We start from the raw sequence: 24,419 nt of genomic DNA, 5'->3' as shown, positions 1-24,419 counted from the left end.
GGAATTATGAACAAGCTATTGGGATGGTATGTTAAGTTTTTAACCTTCTTTCCTCGATGGCTAAGAGGGCTTATAATTTGGGGTATTATTTTGCAAATTGCAATTTTAGGTTGGATTAAGTTAATTCGCGAATAGTAAGATAGCTCCTTTCTGTGCATAGTTTTGTTTGTACTATATTGATTGCGCTAAAAAATTACACATATAGAAAGGATGAGATGAATGACAAGATTGAAGCAAGTTTTTGGTATTATTATTAGTTTTTTTGTTTTTTGGTTTAGTATGCTCGGTGTACAAATGTTTGCTGAGTTTTTAGATATTGAGTCATTGAAATTTGTTGCGGGAAAGACTGAGGCGGCGCGTGCTTTTTACTCTCCGTACCCGTTTTTAATTGTTTTTCTTATTACACTGCTTTCCCTATACTTCTTCGTAATTAAGCTAGGGAAACCGAAAAAAGAAAAACTCCCTACTTTAGAGGAAAAGAAGGAAGAATTACAATGATAAAAATCCCCTGCTAAAAAGCAGGGGATTTTTATGTTTGAGTGATGACAGGAATCGATTCTGAGCGAGCCGCTTCCGCTTTTAGATATTATCCAGTTCCAGCGGCTAGAATGGTCGGTGGCTTCGCGTCTTCCTGTGAGGCAAAAAGCGCCTCTACGTCAGAAGCTCCATCCCCCTCTCATTCTGAGCGAGCCGCTTCTGCTTTTAGATATTTATCCAGCTCCAGTGGCTAGAATGGTCGGTGGCTTCGCGTCTTCCTGTGAGGCAAAAAGCGCCTCTACGTCAGAAGCTCCATCCCCCTCTCATTTTGAGCGAGCCGCTTCTGCTTTTAAACTGGCCTAACCAGTTCAAATTGTTCTCCTAATTTTGCATAGTTGTGTCCTGCTAGGCGGCTTATTGGTTTGAGTCCTTCTGCGTGAATGCGCCCTTTTTCATATAGATGCTCGGCAACGTGGAAACGAACGACGCGTCCAATTAGTAGATCACAAGCTGGTGAGTCTTCTGTTCCACCAAGTGGAATTGCACGTTCTAATATACATTCCATTCGAATATTTGCTTCTTTTACACCTGGAACAGAGATGACTTCACTTTCAATTGGTGTTAGTTTTGCTAGTTCAATTTCACTTTCATTTGGCGGGAGATTAGCTGCTGTTTCGTTAATTGCTTCTACGTAAGATTCATCAGAAATATGTACGACAAACTCACCTTTTTCAATTGCGTTTCGGGAAGTGTCCTTTCTTTCTCCGGCTTTTCGTTGTACAGAAACAGAGATAAGTGGTGGATTAGCAGCGACAATATTGAAATAACTATATGGTGCGCCGTTTAATACACCGTCTTTTGTTACAGAAGTAACGAATGCGACAGGGCGAGGGATGATACTTCCAGTAAGTAATTTGTAATTATCTTTTTCAGTTTGTTCATTTGGATTAATGGATAACATGCTTGTAATCCCCTTTCTAAATATGAATACTTATTGTTTGTTTACAAGATATCGGTGAGAAAATCCTGCTGGAAATAATATTTTGTTTCATAAAAAGAACTTACTTCAATTGTAATGAAGTAAGTTCTTTTTCAAGAATCTCAAGATTGAGATGAAAATTAAAGTAAAACGTATGCGCCAGGTCCGATTAAAGCTACACCAACAGCAACAGCGATTAACATTAAATTATATTCATATCCGTTTTGTGTCACCCAGTAACCATTTTTCCCGTGAACAGTGAAGATAGCCATTAACATTGTTCCAACGATAAATAATGAGCCAACTATAATGAAAATACCTGATGCGAATAAGAAACCACCTAGTAATTCAGTTGCACCAGCCATAAATGCCATAAATACACCAGGACGTAAACCGATTGATTCCATCCAGCCACCTGTTCCTTTTAAACCGTAACCGCCGAACCAACCAAATAATTTCTGAGCACCATGACCCATGAATGTAATTCCTATAATAAGACGAATAATAAGAAGACCGAAATCCATCATTTTTAAAAACCTCCTAAAAGTTATTAGCTTACCTTATGTAAGTAATGATAAAATAGTTACTTACTTTAGTCAAGCGGATTTTGAAAAAAGTTTGAATTAAATTTTACAAATTAACAACAAAAAACAAAATGTAGTAAAGACCTCTAGACAAGTTGGGCAAAAAAAGAGAAAATATAAATAGAAGTTAACTTCTTATTGTTATTCAGACAATCAGAATTGACTGGAATTTTGTGAAGCGCTACAATAAGAGTCTATTAGTAATGACGTAATTTATTTCGAAAGCGTTTTTACAGTATAATATTCGAAGTATGAAGTCTTACATGTATCCCGAGCTTTACTAGGGATTGCCCTATAAACTTTTAGGTAAATTATAAGGAGGACTATCCTATGTTTAAAAAATTATTTGGTCTTGGTTCAAAAACAAATGAAGAAACAATCGTAGCTCCATTAACTGGAGCAGTGAAAAATATTGAAGAAGTACCAGATCCAGTATTCGCTGGTCGTATGATGGGTGACGGTGTTGCAATCGATCCTACTGAAGGTGTAGTTGTATCTCCAGTTGATGGTGAAATCGTACAATTATTCCACACAAAACATGCTATCGGAATTAAAGCGAAAAACGGCACAGAAATTTTAATCCACGTTGGATTAGAAACTGTAAAAATGGAAGGCGAAGGTTTCGAAGCTCACGTTTCTGAAGGCCAAGCTGTAAAAGCTGGAGATAAATTAATCTCATTCGACTTAGAATTAATCCGTGAAAAAGCGAAAAGCACAATTACTCCAATCGTTATTACAAACACAGATGCAGCTGAGTCTATTAAGACAACTGTAGGCGTAACAGCTACAAAAGGTTCAACAGAAGTAATGAAAGTTACAATGAAATAATTGCTGTATAAGAGGAATCCGTTTCGTATGAAATGGATTCCTTATTTTTGTTGCATATTCAGTAGGTATGTTAAAATACTCTGGGCACTTGGAAATAGGGTTTCACATATATGTGGATAAGGCGCATTTTTCTTAGAAAAAATATAAGAGAACTGCGCTTTTTGTATATTCACATTTCTTTTGTTCTATTCTAATGTAAGTTATGATGAGTGGTAAGAAATCGAATATAGGGGTGGGGTTGGATGAAACGAGTGTTATTTGTTTGTACTGGCAATACATGTCGTAGTCCTATGGCTGAGGCGTTGCTTCGTCATCACGGAGGAGATAGGTTTGAAGTGCAATCTGCCGGTGTTTTCGCCTATCCTGGGAGCGATGCATCGGTATATGCGAAGGAAGCTTTAGCTGAAAAAGGGATTTCAATTAATCATGCCGCGCAGCAAGTAAACGAAACTTTGCTTGATTGGGCTGATATTGTCGTAACGATGACAGAAAATCATAAACACATTGTACTTGGGCATTATCCGAGTGTTGAAAAGAAATTGAATACGTTATATGGATTAACTGAAGGTATAGGTAAGGACATTTCAGATCCATTTGGAGGCTCGCTTTCTATTTATAAAAAAACGTTAGATGAGATGGAAAAACTTGTACAAACTTTACTGAAAAAACATTCAGTAGGTTGATGTTTCGTGTATAATACGATATTGGAGATCACTTCGTCCTATTGAGGTAGCGAGTGTGAAATGAAGATAATTGATTGAAACTTTGGAGGGGTAAAAATGAAAGTAGTAATAGCATCTGATCACGGCGGTATGAATATCCGCAAAGAACTTGTAAGTTTATTAGAAGAGTTAAATATTGAATATATTGATTTAGGTTGTGAATGTGAAGCTGGTTCTGTTGATTACCCTGACTTTGCGTTTCCGGCAGCTGAAATGGTAGCGAACGGTGAAGTAGATCGTGGTATTTTAGTTTGTGGGACAGGCATTGGTATGTCAATCGCAGCAAACAAAGTAAATGGTATCCGTTGTGCGTTAGTTCATGATACTTTCAGTGCGAAAGCAACGAGAGAGCATAATGACACTAACATGCTAGCAATGGGCGAGCGTGTAATTGGTGCTGGTCTAGCGCGTGATATCGCAAAAATCTGGTTAACAACTGACTATGAAGGTGGTCGTCACGAAAACCGCGTAGGAAAAATTAAAACATACGAAACAAAGTAATAGATTCTAACTATTAGTAGTGTGAAATATAATTTGGTGAACCAACCTGTGAAAGGAAGAGGCGTAATGACAGAAATCGTAAAAGTAAGAGAACAGCTACAAATGTCGCTTTCTGATTTCCAAGAACAAGCTTCATTACAAAGCGGTCAAATTTTTGTAGTGGGTTGTAGCACGAGCGAAGTGCTAGGCGAAAGAATTGGAACATCAGGAACGATGGAAGTAGCAGAGGCGATTTTTTCTGAGTTAAAACAATTTCAAGAGCGAACAGGTATTGAATTAGCGTTTCAATGTTGTGAGCATTTAAACCGTGCTTTAGTAGTTGAGAGAGAAGTAGCGATAAAATATCAATTTGAAATTGTAACAGTTACGCCTGTTAGATCAGCAGGTGGTGCATTGGGGACGTATGCGTATCACAATTTGAAAGATCCGGTAGTAGTTGAGTTTATTAAAGCAGATGCAGGAATGGATATTGGTGATACATTTATTGGTATGCATTTAAAACATGTAGCTGTTCCGGTTCGTACAAGTGTGAAGGCAATTGGAAGTGCGCATGTAACGATGGCCAAAACACGTGGAAAACTAATTGGCGGAGCACGTGCTGTTTACGCGGTGACGGAAGAGACTACCACTTGCCGTTAAATATGAGAAATTAGGAAGTCATATAGTAGCTGTTTATCATAAGATAAAAGGTATGTTGTCTGACTTTATAGTAGAAGAAAGAAAAGACCGATTTTCGGTCTTTTTTTTCTTTTATGATATAGAAAGTCATGTTAGAATGTAGTTGAAAACATGAAGGTTCGAAAGAATTACAACCTGAATTTTCGTTTTTTCTGAATAAATGAGAAAAAACTGTTGGGAATCGATGTAATTCGTTCAGAAAAGGGGGATTTTGGTGGATCATTTAAAACGTCAAGATGAAAAGGTATTTGCTGCAATTGAGGCAGAACTAGGAAGACAGCGTTCAAAGATTGAGTTAATTGCTTCGGAAAACTTTGTAAGTGAAGCGGTAATGGAGGCGCAAGGTTCTGTTTTAACAAATAAGTATGCTGAAGGATATCCTGGAAAACGTTACTATGGTGGCTGTGAACACGTAGACGTAGTAGAAGATATCGCACGTGATCGCGTAAAAGAAATTTTTGGCGCAGAGCACGTAAACGTTCAACCACACTCTGGTGCACAAGCGAACATGGCAGTATACTTCACAATTTTAGAGCAAGGCGATACAGTACTTGGTATGAATTTATCTCATGGTGGTCACTTAACACACGGAAGCCCTGTTAACTTCAGTGGAGTACAATATAATTTCGTAGAATATGGCGTGGATGCTGACTCTCACCGTATTAATTACGATGATGTATTAGCAAAAGCGAAAGAACATAAACCAAAATTAATCGTTGCAGGTGCAAGTGCATACCCTCGTGTTATCGATTTCAAACGATTCCGTGAGATTGCAGATGAAGTGGGTGCATACTTAATGGTGGATATGGCACATATCGCTGGTTTAGTAGCTGCTGGCTTACATCCAAATCCAGTACCACATGCACATTTCGTTACAACGACAACACATAAAACGTTACGTGGTCCGCGCGGTGGTATGATTTTATGTGAAGAGAAGTTTGCAAAACAAATTGATAAATCAATCTTCCCTGGTATTCAAGGTGGTCCACTTATGCACGTAATCGCTGCAAAAGCTGTTGCGTTTGGTGAGACACTTCAAGAGGATTTCAAAACGTATGCACAAAATATCATTAACAATGCGAACCGCTTAGCTGAAGGTCTTCAAAAAGAAGGACTTACACTTGTTTCTGGCGGAACAGACAATCACTTAATCTTGATTGATGTTCGTAACCTAGAAATCACAGGTAAAGTAGCAGAGCACGTATTAGATGAAGTTGGTATTACAGTGAACAAAAATACAATTCCATTTGAAACAGCAAGCCCATTTGTAACAAGTGGTGTACGTATCGGTACAGCAGCTGTAACATCTCGTGGTTTCGGTTTAGAAGAAATGGATGAAATTGCGTCACTTATTGCTTATACATTAAAAAATCATGAAAATGAAGCTGCATTAGAAGAAGCACGTAAGCGTGTAGAAGCGTTAACGAGCAAATTCTCAATGTATCCAAATCTATAATAGATTGAAGAAGACTGCTGAAACGTAATTGTTTTGGCAGTCTTTTTTGTGGACATATATTATTTTTAAAGTATGTATACAAATGATGAATAAATTTTGGCGATATAATGAAGGATACAGCTCCCATAATTGGTAAAGATACTAGATAGATTCATCGTAAAATCATGATTTTGCCAAATTTGCCCTTGAATATTAGTAGCGTTTTCTTTACAATCGTAAATAGTGTAAAAAAGCGTGCAAACGCATGAATATCATCTAAAGGAGAGATTCACATGGGAAAACTGTATGTATTTGATCACCCGTTAATTCAACATAAGATTACATATATTCGCGATAAGAATACAGGTACGAAAGATTTTCGTGAATTAGTGGACGAAGTAGCAAGCTTAATGGCTTTCGAAATTACTCGCGACCTTCCGCTTAAGGATATTGAAATTGAAACGCCTGTAAGCAAAGCGACAACAAAAGTGATCGCTGGTAAAAAACTTGGTTTAATTCCGATTTTACGTGCAGGTTTAGGAATGGTTGATGGAATTCTGAAATTAATTCCAGCAGCAAAAGTAGGACACGTTGGTTTATACCGTGACCCTAAAACATTGCAACCGGTAGAATACTATGTGAAACTTCCAACGGATGTAGAAGAGCGTGACTTTATCGTACTAGATCCGATGCTAGCAACAGGTGGTTCTGCGGCTGAAGCAATTAACTCTCTGAAAAAGCGCGGTGCGAAACAAATTAAATTAATGTGTATCGTTGCAGCTCCAGAAGGGGTAAAAGTAGTACAAGAAGAACATCCCGATGTTGATATTTATGTAGCAGCATTAGATGAGAAATTAAATGACCACGGATATGTAGTACCAGGTCTTGGTGATGCTGGTGACCGTTTATTCGGAACGAAGTAAGACAACTGACGAGCAGGGGAGATTCCCCTGCTCGTTTTTTTTTGCTGTAAGCAAGTAGGGGAGGGGAGAGGAGAGGATAAATATACATCGTATATACAACATAAGTTGCATACACATCACATATAATATAGAAGTCTTACGTCTGAGGAACACTATATTATGGAAGAAAAGCGTTATATCTCGAAAATATAATAGTGACAAACTTGTGAACATTTCCTTCTATTATAAAGAGAAAACTGTTAGAAATTGCATATATGTAACCAGTATTTAGAAGGGGAACGTTTTCATTTTTGGGAGGAAATGCCTAATACTCAAATTTTTAGATTTTTTACGATTTCTCGTTGACACTGTTAATACCCTATTGTATGCTAACAACGGGGATAGATGGTAGGGCTTTCAGTGACAAAAATACATCTATTCCGTGACGAAAATGTAAACTTTTTGTTTTGTATAGGATTTATGCAAAAAAATGAGTTATTATTAACACATCGTGAATGAGGGTTACATATTGGAGGGATGAATCCTTGCAAAAAAACGATCGCAGCCATATAAAAGCATATGCTTTAATGTCAGGAATTCTTGCTCAATTAGTCGGTTCTATACTTGTTGGAATCTTTGGTGGGCAGTGGATTGATAATAAGGTTGGAACGTTTCCATTGTTTCTTATTATAGGGTTATTACTCGGGTTAGGAACAGGGGTATACGCAATGATTCGACTCATTCGACATTACTATTCGGGAGAGCAATGATGATAGACGTACATGGACTTGTCCAAAGACAAAAGAAATATATGTACTACTTGCTTGCGCTTCTAGTGCTAGGATGGGGATTTACCTCTTACAAGGATGTATTTCTTGGGCTGATTATCGGAACGATTTTCAGTTTTCTTAGTTTGCGCATCATTGCACGTAGAACAGACAAGCTGTTAGATCGCGTAACAAATGGAGAAAACGTGAAGTTTAAGGCGACAGCTGTAAGTACATATTCAAGATTCGCCACGATTGGGTTATTAATTTTATTTGCAGCCAAATATCAAGAGTTAATTGCGATGTGGGGCTTAGGTGTAGGATTGCTGACAGGATACCTTGTCATGATCATAGATTTTCTTTATTTAGAGTATAAGAGCAGGGAAGAGAGGTGAATTACTAGTGGAACACGGTAAATTAGTTAAATTTCTAGGTTTAACGTTCGATTTGTCATCAGTTATGATGGTTACTGTAGCAGCAGTTATTGTTTTCTTAATCGCTGTTATCGGAACTCGCAGCTTAGCCCTTCGCCCAACCGGGATGCAAAACTTCATGGAATGGGTGTTTGACTTCGTGAAAGGGATTATCAATAGTACGATGGACTGGAAAACAGGTGGACGTTTCTTAACACTTGGCGTTACGCTTATCATGTTTATCATCGTATCGAACTTCCTTGGTTTACCATTCATGTATTCAGCAACTGAAGCTGGCGAACATATTGCATGGTGGAGGTCACCAACGTCTGATCCAGCAGTTACATTAACATTAGCCGTGATGGTAGTTACCCTCACCCATTATTATGGAATTAAGATGAAGGGTACGAAAGAGTATGTTAAAGGTTATTTCCAACCTATGAAATTCTTATTCCCATTAAAGGTTATTGAGGAGTTTGCTAACACATTAACGTTAGGTCTTCGTTTATTCGGTAACATTTATGCAGGTGAGATCTTATTAGGATTACTTGCTAAGTTAGGCGGGGCATCATTCCTTGGAGCATTAGGTGCGCTTGTACCGATGTTAGCATGGATGGGATTCAGTGTATTCGTTGGATCAATCCAAGCATTTATTTTCGTTATGTTAACGATGGTTTATATGGCTCATAAAGTAAGTCATGACCATTAATATAATTTAAGTAAGAAAAAATTTATTTTTTTATAATACAAAGGAGGACAAATTAAATGAGTTTAGGTGTAATCGCAGCTGCAATTGCAATTGGTTTATCAGCATTAGGTGCAGGTATTGGTAACGGTCTTATCGTATCACGTACAATCGAAGGTGTTGCTCGTCAACCAGAATTAAAAGGCGCACTTCAAACAATTATGTTCATCGGGGTTGCTTTAGTTGAGGCACTTCCAATCATCGGTGTAGTTATTGCATTCATCGTAATGAACAAATAAGGGAGACTCCCCTTACATAGATGGCGAAGAGTGTTTTTCCGAACTTTCTTCGCCATTGCTTTATGAACGAAACGTATGTCTTTTTTTTTCATATGATCAATTTAGATATTTTGAAGGGAGTGAATCCTTGTGCCAACTTTATTATTAGGAGCTGCCATTCCATTTGGAACGATTGCTTATACATTGTTCATTTTCTTAATTCTATTAGTAATGCTACGCAAATTTGCGTGGGGTCCTTTAATGGGAATTATGAAAGAACGTGAAGAGCATGTTACTAATGAAATCGACGCTGCAGAAAGAAGTAACGCTGAAGCGAAGAAGTTAGTAGAAGAACAACGTGAAATGTTAAAACAATCGCGTGTTGAAGCACAAGAGTTAATCGAAAGAGCGAAAAAACAAGCTGTAGATCAAAAAGATGTGATTGTTGCTGCTGCGAAAGAAGAAGCAGAATCAATTAAAGCATCTGCTGTACAAGAAATTCAACGCGAAAAAGAGCAAGCAATTGCTGCTTTACAAGAACAAGTCGCTTCTTTATCTGTTCAAATTGCTTCTAAAGTAATTGAAAAAGAATTAAAAGAAGAAGATCAAGTTAAGTTAATTCGCGATTATATTAAAGAAGTAGGAGAAGCGCGATGAGCAATGGGATTGTAGCAAAACGTTATGCTGTCGCTCTTTTTAAAATTGCAAAAGAAAAACACGTATTAGAAATGTTTGAAGAAGAATTACGCCTTGTACAAAACGTTTATGTAAAGAACGGGGAACTACATAGCTTTTTAACGCAACCAAACATTTCAAAAGAGCAGAAGAAAACGTTTCTTGCAAACGTATTCGGATCTGTTTCTGAATCAATTTTAAATACGTTATATATTTTAATTGATAACAAGCGTATTGATATCTTACCTGAAATTGCAGATGAATATGTTGTTCTTGCTAATGAAGAACGTAACGTAGCGGATGCAACTGTATATTCTATTCGTCTTCTATCTGAAGAAGAGAAGCTTAACATTGCAGAAGCATTTGCAAAGAGAACGGGAAAAGATGCAATTCGCGTGAAAAATGTTGTAGATGAAGATTTACTAGGCGGAATTAAAGTACGTATTGGAAATCGCATTTATGACGGAAGTTTACAAGGAAAATTAGCACGTATTCAGCGTGAATTAATGAAGAATAGATAGGGGTGAAGCACATGAGCATCAGAGCTGAAGAAATTAGCGCACTGATAAAGCAACAAATCGAGAACTATCAGTCTGAAATCGAAGTTAGTGATGTTGGTACAGTTATCCAAGTTGGTGACGGTATTGCGCGTGCTCATGGTCTTGATAACGTTATGGCTGGTGAACTTGTAGAGTTCTCTAACGGCGTTATGGGACTAGCACAAAACTTAGAGGAAAACAACGTAGGTATTATCATTTTAGGACCTTACACAGAAATCCGTGAAGGTGACGAAGTTCGTCGTACTGGTCGCATCATGCAAGTACCAGTAGGAAAAGAACTAATTGGTCGTGTTGTAAACCCATTAGGTCAACCAGTTGATGGTTTAGGCCCAATCAATACAACAAACACTCGTCCAATCGAAAGTCCAGCACCAGGTGTAATGGATCGTAAATCTGTTCATGAGCCACTTCAAACAGGTATTAAAGCGATCGATGCTCTTGTACCAATTGGCCGTGGTCAACGTGAGTTAATCATCGGTGACCGTCAAACTGGTAAAACAGCAGTTGCACTTGATACAATCATTAACCAAAAAGATGAAGATATGATTTGTATCTATGTAGCTATCGGACAAAAAGAATCAACTGTACGTAACGTAGTAGAAACACTACGTAAGCACGGTGCATTAGAGTACACAATCGTTGTAACTGCATCTGCTTCTCAACCAGCTCCATTATTATACTTAGCTCCTTATGCTGGTGTAACAATGGGTGAAGAGTTCATGTACAATGGTAAACACGTATTAGTAGTATATGATGACTTATCAAAACAAGCAGCGGCTTACCGTGAGCTGTCATTACTATTACGTCGTCCTCCAGGTCGTGAAGCTTATCCAGGGGATGTATTCTACTTACATTCTCGCTTATTAGAGCGTGCAGCAAAATTAAGTGATGCAAGAGGCGGCGGTTCTTTAACTGCACTACCTTTCATCGAAACACAAGCAGGGGACGTATCAGCTTACATCCCAACAAACGTAATTTCTATTACGGATGGACAAATCTTCTTACAATCTGACCTATTCTTCTCTGGCGTACGTCCAGCGATCGATGCGGGTACTTCTGTATCTCGTGTTGGTGGATCTGCTCAGATTAAAGCAATGAGTAAAGTATCAGGTACACTTCGTCTTGACCTTGCATCTTACCGTGAGTTAGAAGCGTTCGCTCAGTTCGGCTCTGACCTTGATAAAGCAACTCAAGCGAAACTAAACCGTGGTGCTCGTACTGTTGAGGTATTAAAACAAGGATTACACAAACCGTTACGTGTAGAGAAACAAGTTATCATTCTTTACGCTTTAACACGTGGATTCCTAGATGATATCCCAGTAGTAGATATCACTCGTTTCGAAGAAGAATTCCATGCTTGGTTAGATTCTAATGCGACTGACTTATTAGAAGAAATCCGCACAACTAAGAAACTTGCGGATGACGACAAATTTGCAGCAGCAATTAACGGATTTAAAAAAGTATTCGTAGCTTCTGAGTAATAAAAGCGGAAGCGGCTCGTCCTGAATGTGAGGGGGAAGAAGTGAAGCCACCGAACATTCAAGCCGCTGGAGCTAGATAATAATATATATAGGCATCTCAATCTTTGAGATTGCTGACGGTTATGTAAAGGAAAAGAGTAGGTGCACCTATTCTTTTCCTTCAATCATGAGCAAGAATATCTTGCAACGTAGATTAGGAAGAGGATTCTTACTAATCGTGCCAACTTCCGGAAAAAAGGTGGTGAAAACCTGTGGCATCTTTACGCGATATAAAAGCGAAGATTACCTCGACAAAGAAAACGAGTCAAATTACGAAAGCGATGGAGATGGTATCTGCATCTAAGTTAAACCGTGCAGAACAAAATGCTAAATCTTTCGTTCCGTATATGGAAAAGATTCAAGAAGTAGTAGCGAGCATTGCGCAAGGAAGTAAAGGAATTAATCATCCGATGCTAAATGCGCGTCCTGTAAAGCGTACAGGATACATCGTTATTACATCTGATCGCGGACTAGCAGGTGGTTATAACAGTAACGTATTACGTACAGTGAGTAACGTAATTCGTGAACGTCATAATATGGATTCAAACCAATATTCAATTATTGTGCTTGGACGACTAGGACGTGATTATTTAAAACGTCGCGGCTTTAACATCATTGATGAAGTAGTTGGATTATCTGACCACCCATCATTTACTGATATTAAAGATCTTGCTTCTCGAGCAATTGCGATGTTTGCAGATGGTGCTTATGATGAGCTGTATATTTACTACAACCATTACGTAAGTAAAATTTCACAAGAAGTAACGGAAAATAAAATTTTACCGCTTACTGATGTGGCGTCTGATAAACCGACGACAGCTTATGAATTCGAACCTTCTGAAGAAGAGATTTTAAAAGTACTATTGCCACAATACGCAGAAAGCTTAGTGTACGGTGCATTACTAGATGGTAAAGCAAGTGAGCACGCAGCGCGTATGACAGCAATGAAGAGTGCTACAGACAACGCAATGGAAGTTATCGATTCACTTACACTTTCATTCAACCGTGCGCGTCAGGCAGCGATTACGCAAGAAATTACGGAAATCGTTGGTGGAGCAGCAGCGTTAGAATAGTATTAAAAAGCGTAGGCGGTTCGTTCAGAATGAGAGGGAGATGGAGCTTTTGACGTAGAGGCGATTTGTGCCTCGTAGGAAAAAGCGAAGCCACCGAACATTCTAACCGCCGGAGCTAGATTCAATAAAAAGCGTAGGTGACTTGCTCAGAAGGGAAGGGCATTGGAACTCCTGACAAAGAGGCGTTCTTTGCCTCGTAGGAAGGGGTGAAATGACCGACCCTTCTAGCCACCGGAGCTAGATTCAATAAAAAGCGGAAGCGGCTCTTTCAAAAGAGTCGCGTAAGCTAAACTAATAAAAAATTAAAAGCCAACTTCTCTTAGAAAGCTGGCTAATTAAAAGAAAGCTAGGAGGGAACCCGATGAATAAAGGGCGCGTTACGCAAATCATGGGTCCGGTTGTAGACGTTAAGTTTGATGGCGGAAAGCTACCAGAAATCTACAACGCCCTTACGGTAAAACAAAGCAACGAAAACGGAAGCATGAACTTAACATTTGAAGTTGCACTTCATTTAGGTGATGATACAGTTCGTACAGTTGCGATGTCTTCCACAGATGGACTTGTTCGTGGCACAGAAGTAGAAGATACTGGTAAAGCAATTTCTGTACCAGTTGGTGATGTAACACTTGGACGTGTATTCAACGTATTAGGTGATGCAATTGACTTAGATGGTGAACTTCCTGCGGATGTACACCGTGATCCAATTCACCGTCAAGCACCTGCATTCGAAGAATTATCTACTAAAGTAGAAATTCTTGAAACTGGTATTAAAGTAGTAGACTTACTTGCTCCTTACATTAAGGGTGGTAAGATCGGCCTATTCGGTGGTGCCGGTGTAGGTAAAACAGTATTAATTCAGGAATTAATTAACAACATCGCACAAGAGCACGGTGGTATCTCTGTATTCGCTGGTGTAGGTGAGCGTACTCGTGAGGGTAATGACTTATACCACGAAATGAGCGATTCTGGCGTAATCAAGAAAACTGCGATGGTATTCGGACAAATGAACGAGCCACCTGGAGCACGTCAACGTGTTGCATTAACAGGTTTAACAATGGCTGAGCATTTCCGTGATGAGCAAGGACAAGACGTACTTCTGTTCATCGATAACATCTTCCGTTTCACGCAAGCGGGTTCTGAAGTATCTGCCCTTCTTGGTCGTATGCCATCTGCGGTAGGTTACCAACCAACACTTGCAACAGAAATGGGTCAATTACAAGAGCGTATTACATCTACAAATAAAGGGTCTATCACGTCTATCCAAGCGGTATATGTACCAGCCGATGACTATACTGACCCAGCACCAGCTACAACGTTCGCTCACTTAGATGCAACAACAAACTTAGAGCGTCGTTTAACACAAATGGGTATTTACCCAGCCGTAGATCCATTAGCATCTACATCTCGTGCACTGTCTCCAGAAATCGTAGGAGAAGAACATTATGAAGTAGCTCGTCAAGTACAACAAACTTTACAACGTTATAAAGAACTTCAAGATATCATCGCTATCTTAGGTATGGATGAGTTATCTGAAGAAGATAAGTTAGTTGTACATCGTGCTCGTCGTATTCAATTCTTCTTATCTCAAAACTTCCACGTAGCTGAGCAGTTTACAGGTCAAAAAGGTTCTTACGTACCTGTAAAAAATACAGTTAGTGGTTTCAAAGAAATTCTAGAAGGAAAATATGATGACCTTCCAGAAGATGCATTCCGCTTAGTAGGTGGCATTGAAGAAGTTATTGAAAACGCGAAGAAAATGATGGCGTAAGGCCTTAGGAGGGACGAAGTATGAAGACATTTCCAGTCAGTATTGTAACTCCTGATGGACCGGTTTACGAAAAAGAAGTAGAAATGGTAAGTGTAAAAGCAGAGAGTGGGGAAATGGGGATCTTACCAGGTCACATTCCAACTGTTGCACCATTAAAAATTAGTGCAGTTCGTCTGAAAAATGGTGGACACACTGATTATGTAGCAGTAAGCGGTGGCTTTATCGAAGTTCGTCCAGATAAAGTGACTGTATTATCATCATCTGCTGAAGAAGCAAACCATATCGATATCCATCGTGCAAATGAAGCGAAGCGTCGCGCTGAGCAACGTATGCAAGATAAACAAGCACATGTTGACTTTAAACGTGCAGAAATGGCCTTGCAACGTGCCGTGAACCGTTTAAACGTTTCTGATATGAAGTAAAAAAAATCCGTAAGGGCCCTTGCCTTTACGGATTTTTTTGTCTATTTTATGGAGAATTTTACAAAACTGGTATAATTATATTGATGCTTGTATAAGTAGAAGTGTACAACAATTTATATTTTATTAAGGGGATGAATCAATGATTGGTGAAATGAAACGAGAAGCATTGTACTCTTTAAAGGGAAAATGGGGACTAGGTGTTGGGTCAACAATTTTATATTTTATTTTAAGTTATGTCGTTTCGATGGCTGCAATGCTTATACTATTAATTCCAGGAATTATTATATTTCTCTCAGTTGTAAGTTTAACTGGATCATTTGAAGAGGAAACGATGTCAATTGGAGCAGGTATTACCTTTGGGATTTTTTATTGCATTATGATAATTTTGAGTAACGCATCGTATGGGATTACATCATATGGTTATACAAATGTATTTTTACAGATTAGTAAACGAGAAGATGCTAAAGTAGATCACTTATTTGAAGGATTTCGCGGTTTTAAAAGAATGATGAAAACAATGTGGGCAATGCTTGCAATTTTGTTATATACAGGTACATGGATTCCGATGCTGTTAATAGGCTTATTTGCATTGTTAGGTGAAGAAGGGAATACGTCATTTGCAATAGCTTTCTTCGTGCTATTAGCGATTTCAATTGTTGGTATGATTGTGATGTATTTTTCTTATGCGCTGACGTACTATGTAATGATTGAAAATCCAGAATATAGTGTTTCGCAGGCGATGAAGGAATGTAAGAATCTTATGAAGGGGCATAAGTTAGATTTGTTTCTTTTATGGCTGAGCTTCATAGGATGGGCTATTTTAGCGCTTCTTACTTTTGGAATAGGCTTTCTTTGGCTTAGTCCGTATATGAGTACAACGACAGCACACTTTTATCGCTACATCTCAAAAGGTGAATTGCAATAGAAACATGCTATACTAATAGAATTATTGTGTATAGGAGGCTAAATATGATTAGTGATCTAAAAGGAGAAGCACTAGATTCATTAGAAGGGAAATGGGGATTAGCAGTCGGAGCCACATTACTTATTTCTGTTATAATGATCACTTTTAACTTTATTGTTGATTTTTCGTTTACACAAATTTTGGGTTGGGAAGATATGAAAAACTCCATGATAGTAGATATTATTACAACTTTTATGGTAGGTCCATTAACGTTAGGTGGCTATTATTTAGCGCTACATATAATTCGAGAAAAAGACGCGCGTATTGGGCATATATTTAGATGGTTTACAGCAGGAAGTAAGTTTATAAAGTCATTTTTATTATATATAGTAGTGAACATTTATATTTTCTTATGGTTTTTACTATTTATTATTCCAGGCATCATTAAATCATTCTCTTATGCGATGACGTACTTTATAATAAATGATCATCCTGAGTATTCCATAAATCAAGCTATTACAGAAAGCCGTCGTATGATGGATGGGCATAAGATGGAGTATTTCATTTTATGTTTAAGTTTTATCGGTTGGTTTATATTGAGTTGTATTACGTTAGGGATTGGATTCTTATGGTTAATTCCATATTTCTACACAACATCTGCGGCTTTTTACGAAGAAATCGCAGAAGAATATTATGAGAAAAAAATTTAGCACTATAAAACCCCCAGTATGAATTATTTGTTCATACTGGGGGTTTTTTGTAGAAACTTTATAAATTGATTACTAGTAAGTGGTTTACTGAAATAGTAACCTTGCATATATTTACAGTTATGTTTTTGCAGAAACTTAAGCTGTTTTTCGGTTTCAATTCCTTCGGCAACGACTGAAAGATTTAAAGTATTTGCGAGGGAAAGGATTGTAGAAACGATGGCTCGTTCTTCAGGACGATGATCGGCTAATTGTGTGAATTCTCTCGGTACTTTTAATGTGTCGATTGGAAAAATTGATAAATAAGCAAGAGAAGAATACCCAGTACCGAAGTCATCAATGGAAGTTTGGATACCGTATTCTTTTAATTGCTTCAGTCTTAATAACGTTTCTTTCTCGTCAATCATTGCAATTCTTTCTGTTAACTCAAGTGTGACATATTTTGGGTCGACGCTTACGTTGTTTAATATTTGTGAAATGTTTTCGATTAATTGATCTTGTCGGAACTCTTTTGCGGATAAATTAACACTTATTTTTAAATTTTGGTAGCCAAGGATATGCCATATTTTTAATTGGAGACAAGCTTCTTGTAATACCCAATGTCCAAGTGGGACTACTTGTGGCGTCTCTTCTACAATTGGAATAAACTCACATGGTGAAATATCACCTAATAGTGGGTGTTTCCAACGTATTAAAGCTTCAGCGCCGATGATTTTATTTGTTGTCGTATCAATTTGTGGTTGATAGACGAGATGAAATTCTTTGTTTACTAAAGCAATTGGCAGATCTTTTTCAATTCGAGCTTTTCGTTCCATTTTTTTATATAGTTCTTTCGTGTAAAGAGAGCTACCGTTTTTTCCTTTATTTTTTGCTTCGTACATGGCCATATCAGCATGCTGCAAAATGGATAGCGGATCTTCACCTGCTTCAGGATATATTGCAATTCCGATACTCGGTGAGATTTGTAAATGTTGATTTTCGATTTCAAATGGCTCATTCATGGCCGCTACAATTATATCAGCCATTTTTTGGACATCTGGCTTTTTTTTGTAATTTTCGATAAGGATTGTGAACTCATCTCCAGCTAGCCGCGCGAGTTTCATATTTGATGTTGATATTCTTTCGAGCCTTTTTGCTACTGCGATGAGCAATAGGTCTCCTACTCGATGACCGAGGGTATCATTAATAACTTTAAAACGGTCTAGGTCGAGAAACATAACAGCAAAAGGCTTTTTCGATATTTTTGCTCGTGCAATTGCCTGTTCCAAATGTTGATGAAATGCACGACGATTTGCAAGCTCTGTTAAAGTATCATGGTATGCTAGAAAATTAATCTGTTCTTGCTGTTGTTTGCTTTCCGTAATATCTTTAATCATTAAATAAACCCCAGAAATTTTCTCTTTTAAAAAGATCGGTACGGCGGTAACGTGCAAGTAGTAAATATCTCTGTTTTTATGATACGCCCGTATTTCTAAAGAGATAGAATGTCCCTTTTTTACACGATGAAAGGAATTAATCATTTCTTCTAAATCTTCTTCGTATATGAGTGAATAGTAAGGCTGGTTTAATAATTCATTCGTTTGATAACCGAGTAAAGTAGTACCAGCGTTATTTACTTTGAGAAAATTGCCGTATAAATCTAATGTGAAGATTGGATCTGGATGATGCTCGTATAAAGATTTAAACATTTGTTGATTATGATAGAGTTCATTTTTCTGTTCTACTAAATCTTCTGTACGTAGTTTAATTTGTTTCTCGAGTTCTGAGTTGAATTGCATTTGAGCTAGCAATAATATTTTATTTTGTTTTCGAACTAAACTATGACGTATGAGAACGAAAGAGAAAGTTATTATAAGACCAATTACTATAATAGGCCCAAAGACGTATTCAACTAATATAAAAAGAATAAGTGTTATTACTGAAATATAAGGCAATGATAATCGGATTGATTCACCAATTTTAGGTGTTAGTAGTACTTGCTCTTGTTTTTCAGGTTCTTTTGTATGGAGAATACAGGCGATTGCTACTAGTACTAAGGTTACTTGATAGAAAGGAGTAACTGTAAACATAGAATACTCTGGTATGAAGTATTTTATATAAGCATAAATCGCATCTGTAGTAGCATATAAAATTAAAGCACTGCTAAGAAGCGCACCAACCTTTTTAGGTAATAAGGATAGTGGTTTGAATAAAAGATTGATTCCTATTAAGAGAAAGAGTAAATCAACCATTGGATAGGTAAGTTGAACAAATATGTCGATATAGGATGTTGTAAAAACGTGAATGGTTCGTTCAATAAGTAAGTAGTAACTTAAAGTAAATTGGGCTGTAACGATAATACAAATATCACATAGCATAAAAAGTTTTTCTAATAAATCTCGGTTATAAATGATTTCGTATAGAAAGGCAAATGCAAAAGTAATTAAAAAAAGTAAGTAAAAAAGGTCAGATGGATCAACGAACGTATAGAAGTCCTTTACAATTAAACGCTGATAGGCAACGACTATATCACCGATAAAATAAGAGAGAGCTCCAACAGATAATATAATCCAAAATAAACGAGATAGCCCTTCTTTCATGTTTGAAAAGTAAAGTATATAACTACAAGCGATAATATCAATTAATAGGGTACTCATTCCGATTAATAGCTGAAAAGGAAATGAATATTCATATAGAAAAAGCATCGCTACGTAGTGAATCGTTATAGACAGTAATACAATGCTTATAAGAATACTTACATGTGTTTGTTTTTTCATTTATATCACCTACGGTTTCTTGAAAAGCGTATATAAGTTTTATATTTATTTTGCACAGTTATAGCGAGTTGTAAAAATAGATTTTAATAATTCTTGTTTCTGTCTCCCAACATATCGACATAGGAATTTGAAGTTTGTTATAATGATTAGAATAGTTGCATTATTTAGAAAAATTTAAAAATAATAATTACTGCAACTAGGACATATTGTTTACTATGTGAACTTGTTCTTAATTTAGGGGGGAGGGTTTCACAATGGCAAGTGTATATGAAAATAGTTATATGATCGTTTTGATTTTCTTGCTATTAGGTATATTGCTGCCGGTAGTGGCTCTTACATTAGGAAGGATGCTGCGCCCAAATAAGCCAAGTGCAGCAAAGGCGACGACGTATGAGAGTGGAATTGAGCCGTTTCATGATGCAAATATTCGGTTTCATGCTCGTTATTATATTTTCGCTTTATTGTTTGTGATCTTTGATGTAGAAACTTTATTTTTATATCCTTGGGCTGTTGCGTATGACAAGCTAGGTTTATTTGCATTAATTGAAATGCTCATCTTTGTTGTAATGTTGCTAGTTGGATTAGCGTATGCTTGGAAAAAGAAGGTGTTACAATGGTTATAAATTTTGAGGAATTACATCCAAATGAGCGAGCAGAATTAGAACGAAATATCTTTTTTTCTACATTGGAGCAGTTGAAAGGATGGGCGAGGAGCAATTCTTTATGGCCGATGACATTCGGACTGGCGTGCTGTGCAATTGAAATGATGGGAGTAGGCTCATCACATTACGATTTAGATCGATTTGGGTCATTTTTTCGGACTTCACCAAGACAATCGGACGTCATGATTGTATCGGGAACAGTAACGAAGAAGATGGCTCCTATTGTTCGGCGCTTATATGATCAAATGCCCGAACCGAAATGGGTTATTGCGATGGGATCTTGTGCGACAGCAGGTGGTCCGTATGTAAATTCATATGCTGTTGTGAAAGGTGTAGACCAAATCGTACCAGTTGATGTGTATATTCCTGGTTGTCCCCCAAATCCGGCTGCTTTAATTTATGGAATTAATAAATTAAAAGAAAAAATTCGTTACGAAGCAAAGACCGGGAAGCAGGTGACGAATAAATGAGTAATCCAAACAAAGACTTAGAGGATCTGAAAAAAGAAGCAGCTAGGCGTGCAAAAGAAGAAGCGAGAAAACGCCTTGTAGCGAAACACGAGGCGGAAATAAGTGAGCTTGAGGCAAAAAATCAAGAAAAAGAGAAAGCGCTACCAAAAAATAATGATATTGCTATAGAAGAAGCAAAACGACGTGCAGCAGCGGCTGCAAAAGCAAAAGCGGCGGTGTTAGCGAAGCAGAAAAGAGAAGGAACAGAAGAAGTAACGGAAGAAGAAAAAGCGAAAGCGAAGGCGAAGGCAGAAGCGGCTGCAAAAGCAAAAGCGGCGGCGTTAGCGAAGCAGAAAAGAGAAGGAACAGAAGAGGTAACGGAAGAAGAAAAAGCGAAAGCAAAGGCAGCGGCAGCAGCAAAAGCGGCGGCGTTAGCGAAGCAGAAAAGAGAAGGAACAGAAGAAGTAACGGAAGAAGAAAAAGCAAAGGCAAAGGCAGCAGCAGCGGCTGCAAAAGCAAAAGCGGCGGCGTTAGCGAAGCAGAAAAGAGAAGGAACAGAAGAGGTAACGGAAGAAGAAAAAGCGAAAGCAAAGGCAAAGGCAGCGGCAGCAGCAAAAGCGGCGGCGTTAGCGAAGCAGAAAAGAGAAGGAACAGAAGAAGTAACGGAAGAAGAAAAAGCAAAGGCAAAGGCAGCAGCAGCGGCTGCAAAAGCAAAAGCGGCGGCGTTAGCGAAGCAGAAAAGAGAAGGAACAGAAGAGGTAACGGAAGAAGAAAAAGCGAAAGCAAAGGCAAAGGCAGCGGCAGCAGCAAAAGCAAAAGCGGCGGCGTTAGCGAAGCAGAAAAGAGAAGGAACAGAAGAGGTAACGGAAGAAGAAAAAGCGAAGGCAAAGGCGGTGGCAGCAGCCAAGGCAAAAGCGGCAGCATTAGCGAAGCAGAAAGCTTCGCAAGGTGATGGGGATTCGGGAGATGAAAAGGCAAAGGCAATTGCAGCAGCAAAAGCGAAAGCAGCAGCGGCTGCAAGAGCGAAGACAAAGGGAGCTGAAGGTAAGAAAGAGGATGAGCCGAAGCGGGAAGAAACGTCCGTAAATCAGCCGTATTTAAATCAGTATGTTGAGGCTATTAGGGAGAAGGTAGGAGAGGGTGCATTAGTAGATTCCTACATTAATAAACTGTCAAAGGATGTGCCGACTCTTGTGGTGGATCAAGAAAAATATTATGAAGTGATGGAGTCACTGCGATTCCATGAAGGACTTGCTTTTGATTATATGTCAGAGCTACATGCGACGGATTTTGTGACACATATGGAAGTATATGTTCATTTGTTTTCATATGGTAAGAAACAATCGGTAGCGGTGAAGGTAAAGCTAGACCGGGAAGAACCGCAAGTTGAATCTGTGACAGCGCTTTGGAAAGGGGCTGACTGGCCGGAGCGAGAAGCATACGATTTGCTCGGCATTGTATTTAAAGGGCATCCGAATTTAACGCGTATTTTAATGCCAGATGATTGGGTAGGACATCCGCTTAGAAAAGACTATGAACCGTATGATGTGGAGGTGTAGCTATGATCCGTACGGAAGAGATGCTTTTGAATGTAGGACCTCAGCATCCGAGTACACATGGTGTGTTCAGGCTCGTAATTAAGATTGACGGGGAAATTATTAGAGAAGCTACACCGGTTATTGGGTATTTGCATCGCGGGACGGAAAAAATCGCTGAGAGCTTACAGTATACGCAAATTATCCCTTATACAGATCGAATGGACTATTTATCAGCCATGACGAATAATTACGTCATTTGCCATGCTGTAGAGACGATGATGGGGCTTAAAATTCCGGAGCGTGCCGAATACTTGCGAGTACTTGCGATGGAGCTAGGGAGAATTGCAAGCCATCTCGTTTGGTGGGGGACGAATCTTCTTGATATAGGAGCGGTCAGCCCGTTTTTGTACGCGTTTCGTGAACGAGAGATGATTATAAATTTATTAAATGAATTATGCGGGGCACGGCTTACTTTTAACTATATGAGAGTTGGCGGTGTGAAGTGGGATGCGCCAGATGGTTGGATTGAAAAGGTGGAAGAGTTTGTTCCGTATATGAGAGAGCAATTGGCAGGTTATCATGATCTTGTTAGCGGTAATGAGATTTTCTTAAATCGTGTGAAAGGCGTTGGTATATATAGCGCGGAAGAAGCGATCTCGTATTCTTTAAGCGGAGCAAATTTGCGGTGCACTGGAGTAAACTGGGATCTTCGCAAAGACGAGCCGTATTCGATTTATGATCGTTTTGATTTTGATATTCCTGTTGGAAGCGTGGGAGATGCTTGGGATCGCTACGTTTGCCGAATGCAAGAAATCGAGGAGTCTTTAAAGATTGTTGAGCAAGCAGTTCAGCAGTTCCCAAAAGATGGAGCAGTGCTGGCAAAAGTACCGAAAATTATTAAGGCACCTAAGGGAGAAGCGTTTGTACGTATCGAATCGCCGCGCGGAGAGATTGGTTGTTATATCGCTAGTGACGGAAAGAAAGAGCCGTACCGTTTGAAGTTTCGTAGGCCATCTTTTTATAACTTGCAAATTTTACCGAAGTTATTGAAAGGTGAAAACATCGCTAATTTAATTACGATTTTAGGTGGAGTTGATATTGTACTTGGGGAGGTTGATGGCTAATGATTGAGACGCTCTTACAATCACCTTCAAGCTGGACGAATTTCTTCATTTTTTTCGGATTAGCGGTGCTTCTACTATTTGCAGTCCTTGGCTTCGTTACATATGGAATTTTGGCAGAACGGAAAGTGATGGGATTTATGCAAGGGCGGATTGGACCAAACCAGGTTGGAGGCCGATTCGGTTTACTGCAAACGGTAGCTGATGTTTTAAAACTATTATTGAAAGAAGATAGTATTCCGAAAGCAGCAGATAAACCACTGTTTATATTAGCACCTGTCATTGCATTTGCGCCAGCATTTATGGTGCTGGCAGTTATACCGTTCACTGATAAATTTCAATTTGCCGATATTGGAGTCGGGCTACTTTATTATATCGCTGTTTCCGGTATTACGACGATAGGTGTTGTAACTGGGGGATGGGCATCGAATAATAAATATTCCCTTTTAGGAGGGATGCGTGCGGCGGCGCAAATGATTTCTTATGAGATTCCGCTCGTAATGAGTGTAATTGGTATCGTGTTGTTGGCTGGTAGCCTGAATTTAAATGAGATTGTAGCGGCGCAGGAGAAGGTTTGGTACATTTTCGTGCAGCCAATTGGCTTCGTCGTTTTCTTAATTGCAGCAGTTGCAGAGTTAAATCGGACGCCATTCGATTTGCCAGAAGCGGAGTCAGAACTTGTTTCTGGATATCATACGGAATACTCAGGTTTTCGCTGGGCGTTTTTCATGCTTTCAGAGTACGTATATTTCTTCGGGATGGCATCGTTAATTACAGTGCTCTTTTTAGGCGGATGGAATCCAGTCATGTTTCTTGGATTTATCCCAGGTGCCGTATGGTTTGCTTTGAAATTTAGCAGTGTAGTCTTTCTATTAATTTGGTTCCGCGTTACGTTCCCGCGTATAAGAGGTGACCAGTTAATGGAGTTTGGATGGAAAGTATTATTGCCGATTGCACTTGCAAATATTTTCTTAACGGCATTGATTAAGGAGTTATTCTTCTAATCTATGAGGGG

Annotated in this window: 29 protein-coding genes; 26 read left to right on the top strand and 3 right to left on the bottom strand. The window is 38.6% G+C overall.

Going from position 1 to position 24,419, the window contains the following annotated elements; translation table 11 throughout:
* Nucleotides 1-6 precede the first annotated feature (6 nt).
* A complete protein-coding gene (locus NZ044_RS26220) occupies nucleotides 7-135 on the top strand; it encodes a hypothetical protein (protein ID WP_257147524.1) in 129 nt (42 codons plus the stop codon).
* Nucleotides 136-219: 84 nt separating this feature from the next.
* Nucleotides 220-498: a DUF3935 domain-containing protein gene (locus tag NZ044_RS26215; protein ID WP_000197471.1), complete on the top strand. Its 279-nt coding sequence runs from the start codon at nucleotides 220-222 to the stop codon at nucleotides 496-498.
* A 328-nt stretch (nucleotides 499-826) separates the two neighbouring features.
* On the opposite strand, the gene NZ044_RS26210 is transcribed toward NZ044_RS26215, so the two are convergent.
* Together NZ044_RS26210 and NZ044_RS26205 are read right to left on the bottom strand one after the other, a co-directional pair.
* Nucleotides 827-1,438 (bottom strand): flavin reductase family protein, encoded by a 612-nt coding sequence (locus NZ044_RS26210; protein WP_000949050.1) that lies wholly within the window; start codon nucleotides 1,436-1,438, stop codon nucleotides 827-829.
* A 158-nt stretch (nucleotides 1,439-1,596) separates the two neighbouring features.
* Nucleotides 1,597-1,983, bottom strand: a complete 387-nt coding sequence (locus NZ044_RS26205) for a DoxX family protein (protein WP_000968613.1) — start codon at nucleotides 1,981-1,983, stop codon at nucleotides 1,597-1,599.
* A gap of 387 nt (nucleotides 1,984-2,370) precedes the next feature.
* Between NZ044_RS26205 and NZ044_RS26200 the strand changes: the two genes are divergently transcribed.
* The 19 genes from NZ044_RS26200 (at nucleotide 2,371) to NZ044_RS26110 (ending at nucleotide 16,881) form a co-directional block, all read left to right on the top strand.
* On the top strand, nucleotides 2,371-2,868 hold the full coding sequence (locus NZ044_RS26200; RefSeq protein ID WP_000473666.1) for a PTS sugar transporter subunit IIA: 498 nt from the start codon (nucleotides 2,371-2,373) through the stop codon (nucleotides 2,866-2,868).
* A gap of 242 nt (nucleotides 2,869-3,110) precedes the next feature.
* Nucleotides 3,111-3,551 (top strand): low molecular weight protein arginine phosphatase, encoded by a 441-nt coding sequence (locus NZ044_RS26195; protein WP_000832378.1) that lies wholly within the window; start codon nucleotides 3,111-3,113, stop codon nucleotides 3,549-3,551.
* Between the two features lie 96 nt (nucleotides 3,552-3,647).
* A complete protein-coding gene (gene rpiB / locus NZ044_RS26190) occupies nucleotides 3,648-4,091 on the top strand; it encodes a ribose 5-phosphate isomerase B (protein ID WP_000869542.1) in 444 nt (147 codons plus the stop codon).
* Nucleotides 4,092-4,157: 66 nt separating this feature from the next.
* The gene (locus NZ044_RS26185; protein WP_000136383.1) at nucleotides 4,158-4,730 is read left to right on the top strand and encodes a TIGR01440 family protein; all 573 of its coding nucleotides are present in this window, start codon (nucleotides 4,158-4,160) and stop codon (nucleotides 4,728-4,730) included.
* Nucleotides 4,731-4,983: 253 nt separating this feature from the next.
* Nucleotides 4,984-6,225 carry a serine hydroxymethyltransferase gene (glyA, locus tag NZ044_RS26180; RefSeq protein ID WP_000349800.1) on the top strand — a complete coding sequence of 414 codons (1,242 nt, stop codon included), beginning with the start codon at nucleotides 4,984-4,986 and terminating at the stop codon, nucleotides 6,223-6,225.
* Nucleotides 6,226-6,497: 272 nt separating this feature from the next.
* Nucleotides 6,498-7,127, top strand: coding sequence for a uracil phosphoribosyltransferase (upp, locus tag NZ044_RS26175; protein ID WP_000517539.1), 630 nt, complete (start codon nucleotides 6,498-6,500; stop codon nucleotides 7,125-7,127).
* A 384-nt stretch (nucleotides 7,128-7,511) separates the two neighbouring features.
* Nucleotides 7,512-7,625: a DUF4024 domain-containing protein gene (locus NZ044_RS26170; protein ID WP_000232961.1), complete on the top strand. Its 114-nt coding sequence runs from the start codon at nucleotides 7,512-7,514 to the stop codon at nucleotides 7,623-7,625.
* 26 nt (nucleotides 7,626-7,651) lie between these two features.
* On the top strand, nucleotides 7,652-7,876 hold the full coding sequence (locus NZ044_RS26165; RefSeq protein ID WP_001171223.1) for an AtpZ/AtpI family protein: 225 nt from the start codon (nucleotides 7,652-7,654) through the stop codon (nucleotides 7,874-7,876).
* The gene (locus NZ044_RS26160; RefSeq protein ID WP_000567600.1) at nucleotides 7,876-8,268 is read left to right on the top strand and encodes an ATP synthase subunit I; all 393 of its coding nucleotides are present in this window, start codon (nucleotides 7,876-7,878) and stop codon (nucleotides 8,266-8,268) included. Before NZ044_RS26165 ends, NZ044_RS26160 begins: the two co-directional genes overlap by 1 nt.
* A gap of 7 nt (nucleotides 8,269-8,275) precedes the next feature.
* Entirely contained in the window at nucleotides 8,276-8,995 is a 720-nt protein-coding gene (gene atpB, locus NZ044_RS26155) for a F0F1 ATP synthase subunit A (RefSeq protein ID WP_000399879.1), read from the top strand.
* 56 nt (nucleotides 8,996-9,051) lie between these two features.
* Nucleotides 9,052-9,270, top strand: a complete 219-nt coding sequence (atpE, locus tag NZ044_RS26150) for a F0F1 ATP synthase subunit C (protein WP_000052064.1) — start codon at nucleotides 9,052-9,054, stop codon at nucleotides 9,268-9,270.
* A 129-nt stretch (nucleotides 9,271-9,399) separates the two neighbouring features.
* Nucleotides 9,400-9,906 (top strand): F0F1 ATP synthase subunit B, encoded by a 507-nt coding sequence (gene atpF, locus NZ044_RS26145; protein WP_001142615.1) that lies wholly within the window; start codon nucleotides 9,400-9,402, stop codon nucleotides 9,904-9,906.
* Nucleotides 9,903-10,445: a F0F1 ATP synthase subunit delta gene (gene atpH / locus NZ044_RS26140; protein ID WP_000064682.1), complete on the top strand. Its 543-nt coding sequence runs from the start codon at nucleotides 9,903-9,905 to the stop codon at nucleotides 10,443-10,445. The genes atpF and atpH overlap by 4 nt, the downstream gene beginning before the upstream one ends.
* Before the next feature lie 11 nt (nucleotides 10,446-10,456).
* Entirely contained in the window at nucleotides 10,457-11,965 is a 1,509-nt protein-coding gene (gene atpA / locus NZ044_RS26135; RefSeq protein ID WP_000027521.1) for a F0F1 ATP synthase subunit alpha, read from the top strand.
* 251 nt (nucleotides 11,966-12,216) lie between these two features.
* Nucleotides 12,217-13,077, top strand: coding sequence for a F0F1 ATP synthase subunit gamma (atpG, locus tag NZ044_RS26130; protein ID WP_000157703.1), 861 nt, complete (start codon nucleotides 12,217-12,219; stop codon nucleotides 13,075-13,077).
* Between the two features lie 361 nt (nucleotides 13,078-13,438).
* On the top strand, nucleotides 13,439-14,845 hold the full coding sequence (atpD, locus tag NZ044_RS26125; protein ID WP_001032597.1) for a F0F1 ATP synthase subunit beta: 1,407 nt from the start codon (nucleotides 13,439-13,441) through the stop codon (nucleotides 14,843-14,845).
* Nucleotides 14,846-14,865: 20 nt separating this feature from the next.
* The gene (atpC, locus tag NZ044_RS26120; RefSeq protein WP_000847214.1) at nucleotides 14,866-15,267 is read left to right on the top strand and encodes a F0F1 ATP synthase subunit epsilon; all 402 of its coding nucleotides are present in this window, start codon (nucleotides 14,866-14,868) and stop codon (nucleotides 15,265-15,267) included.
* Nucleotides 15,268-15,406: 139 nt separating this feature from the next.
* On the top strand, nucleotides 15,407-16,192 hold the full coding sequence (locus NZ044_RS26115) for a DUF975 family protein (protein ID WP_000578833.1): 786 nt from the start codon (nucleotides 15,407-15,409) through the stop codon (nucleotides 16,190-16,192).
* A gap of 44 nt (nucleotides 16,193-16,236) precedes the next feature.
* Nucleotides 16,237-16,881, top strand: coding sequence for a DUF975 family protein (locus NZ044_RS26110; protein ID WP_000622478.1), 645 nt, complete (start codon nucleotides 16,237-16,239; stop codon nucleotides 16,879-16,881).
* Between the two features lie 23 nt (nucleotides 16,882-16,904).
* On the opposite strand, the gene NZ044_RS26105 is transcribed toward NZ044_RS26110, so the two are convergent.
* Nucleotides 16,905-19,634, bottom strand: a complete 2,730-nt coding sequence (locus NZ044_RS26105; protein WP_079246210.1) for a putative bifunctional diguanylate cyclase/phosphodiesterase — start codon at nucleotides 19,632-19,634, stop codon at nucleotides 16,905-16,907.
* A 254-nt stretch (nucleotides 19,635-19,888) separates the two neighbouring features.
* On the opposite strand from NZ044_RS26105, the gene nuoA reads away from it, so the two are divergent.
* Genes nuoA through nuoH form a run of 5 tightly spaced genes read left to right on the top strand, consistent with a single transcriptional unit; the run spans nucleotide 19,889 to nucleotide 24,408 of the window.
* Nucleotides 19,889-20,257 carry an NADH-quinone oxidoreductase subunit NuoA gene (gene nuoA, locus NZ044_RS26100; RefSeq protein WP_000179273.1) on the top strand — a complete coding sequence of 123 codons (369 nt, stop codon included), beginning with the start codon at nucleotides 19,889-19,891 and terminating at the stop codon, nucleotides 20,255-20,257.
* Nucleotides 20,248-20,766, top strand: a complete 519-nt coding sequence (gene nuoB, locus NZ044_RS26095; RefSeq protein ID WP_000236331.1) for an NADH-quinone oxidoreductase subunit NuoB — start codon at nucleotides 20,248-20,250, stop codon at nucleotides 20,764-20,766. Before nuoA ends, nuoB begins: the two co-directional genes overlap by 10 nt.
* Nucleotides 20,763-22,304 (top strand): NADH-quinone oxidoreductase subunit C, encoded by a 1,542-nt coding sequence (locus NZ044_RS26090; protein WP_340950041.1) that lies wholly within the window; start codon nucleotides 20,763-20,765, stop codon nucleotides 22,302-22,304. Before nuoB ends, NZ044_RS26090 begins: the two co-directional genes overlap by 4 nt.
* Nucleotides 22,305-22,306: 2 nt before the next feature.
* A complete protein-coding gene (gene nuoD / locus NZ044_RS26085; RefSeq protein ID WP_063676193.1) occupies nucleotides 22,307-23,407 on the top strand; it encodes an NADH-quinone oxidoreductase subunit NuoD in 1,101 nt (366 codons plus the stop codon).
* Entirely contained in the window at nucleotides 23,407-24,408 is a 1,002-nt protein-coding gene (gene nuoH / locus NZ044_RS26080; protein ID WP_000573426.1) for an NADH-quinone oxidoreductase subunit NuoH, read from the top strand. Before nuoD ends, nuoH begins: the two co-directional genes overlap by 1 nt.
* Nucleotides 24,409-24,419: the final 11 nt, after the last annotated feature.

It is taken from the genome of Bacillus sp. FSL K6-1338, from assembly GCF_038006965.1.
Classification (GTDB): domain Bacteria; phylum Bacillota; class Bacilli; order Bacillales; family Bacillaceae_G; genus Bacillus_A; species Bacillus_A thuringiensis_S.
Note: the sequence above shows the minus strand (reverse complement) of the source record. Positions and strands in the feature narration are given on the sequence as shown.

Coding starts and splice junctions, on each gene's coding strand:
- NZ044_RS26220 (WP_257147524.1), top strand. CDS start 7: ATGAACAAGCTATTGGGATGGTATGTTAAGTTTTTAACCTTCTTTCCT.
- nuoD (WP_063676193.1), top strand. CDS start 22,307: ATGATCCGTACGGAAGAGATGCTTTTGAATGTAGGACCTCAGCATCCG.
- nuoB (WP_000236331.1), top strand. CDS start 20,248: ATGGTTATAAATTTTGAGGAATTACATCCAAATGAGCGAGCAGAATTA.
- NZ044_RS26210 (WP_000949050.1), bottom strand. CDS start 1,438: ATGTTATCCATTAATCCAAATGAACAAACTGAAAAAGATAATTACAAA.
- NZ044_RS26090 (WP_340950041.1), top strand. CDS start 20,763: ATGAGTAATCCAAACAAAGACTTAGAGGATCTGAAAAAAGAAGCAGCT.
- NZ044_RS26110 (WP_000622478.1), top strand. CDS start 16,237: ATGATTAGTGATCTAAAAGGAGAAGCACTAGATTCATTAGAAGGGAAA.
- nuoH (WP_000573426.1), top strand. CDS start 23,407: ATGATTGAGACGCTCTTACAATCACCTTCAAGCTGGACGAATTTCTTC.
- NZ044_RS26105 (WP_079246210.1), bottom strand. CDS start 19,634: ATGAAAAAACAAACACATGTAAGTATTCTTATAAGCATTGTATTACTG.
- NZ044_RS26115 (WP_000578833.1), top strand. CDS start 15,407: ATGATTGGTGAAATGAAACGAGAAGCATTGTACTCTTTAAAGGGAAAA.
- NZ044_RS26185 (WP_000136383.1), top strand. CDS start 4,158: ATGACAGAAATCGTAAAAGTAAGAGAACAGCTACAAATGTCGCTTTCT.
- atpD (WP_001032597.1), top strand. CDS start 13,439: ATGAATAAAGGGCGCGTTACGCAAATCATGGGTCCGGTTGTAGACGTT.
- upp (WP_000517539.1), top strand. CDS start 6,498: ATGGGAAAACTGTATGTATTTGATCACCCGTTAATTCAACATAAGATT.
- NZ044_RS26170 (WP_000232961.1), top strand. CDS start 7,512: ATGGTAGGGCTTTCAGTGACAAAAATACATCTATTCCGTGACGAAAAT.
- NZ044_RS26195 (WP_000832378.1), top strand. CDS start 3,111: ATGAAACGAGTGTTATTTGTTTGTACTGGCAATACATGTCGTAGTCCT.
- rpiB (WP_000869542.1), top strand. CDS start 3,648: ATGAAAGTAGTAATAGCATCTGATCACGGCGGTATGAATATCCGCAAA.
- atpC (WP_000847214.1), top strand. CDS start 14,866: ATGAAGACATTTCCAGTCAGTATTGTAACTCCTGATGGACCGGTTTAC.
- atpH (WP_000064682.1), top strand. CDS start 9,903: ATGAGCAATGGGATTGTAGCAAAACGTTATGCTGTCGCTCTTTTTAAA.
- NZ044_RS26215 (WP_000197471.1), top strand. CDS start 220: ATGACAAGATTGAAGCAAGTTTTTGGTATTATTATTAGTTTTTTTGTT.
- NZ044_RS26205 (WP_000968613.1), bottom strand. CDS start 1,983: ATGATGGATTTCGGTCTTCTTATTATTCGTCTTATTATAGGAATTACA.
- NZ044_RS26200 (WP_000473666.1), top strand. CDS start 2,371: ATGTTTAAAAAATTATTTGGTCTTGGTTCAAAAACAAATGAAGAAACA.
- atpA (WP_000027521.1), top strand. CDS start 10,457: ATGAGCATCAGAGCTGAAGAAATTAGCGCACTGATAAAGCAACAAATC.
- atpE (WP_000052064.1), top strand. CDS start 9,052: ATGAGTTTAGGTGTAATCGCAGCTGCAATTGCAATTGGTTTATCAGCA.
- NZ044_RS26160 (WP_000567600.1), top strand. CDS start 7,876: ATGATAGACGTACATGGACTTGTCCAAAGACAAAAGAAATATATGTAC.
- nuoA (WP_000179273.1), top strand. CDS start 19,889: ATGGCAAGTGTATATGAAAATAGTTATATGATCGTTTTGATTTTCTTG.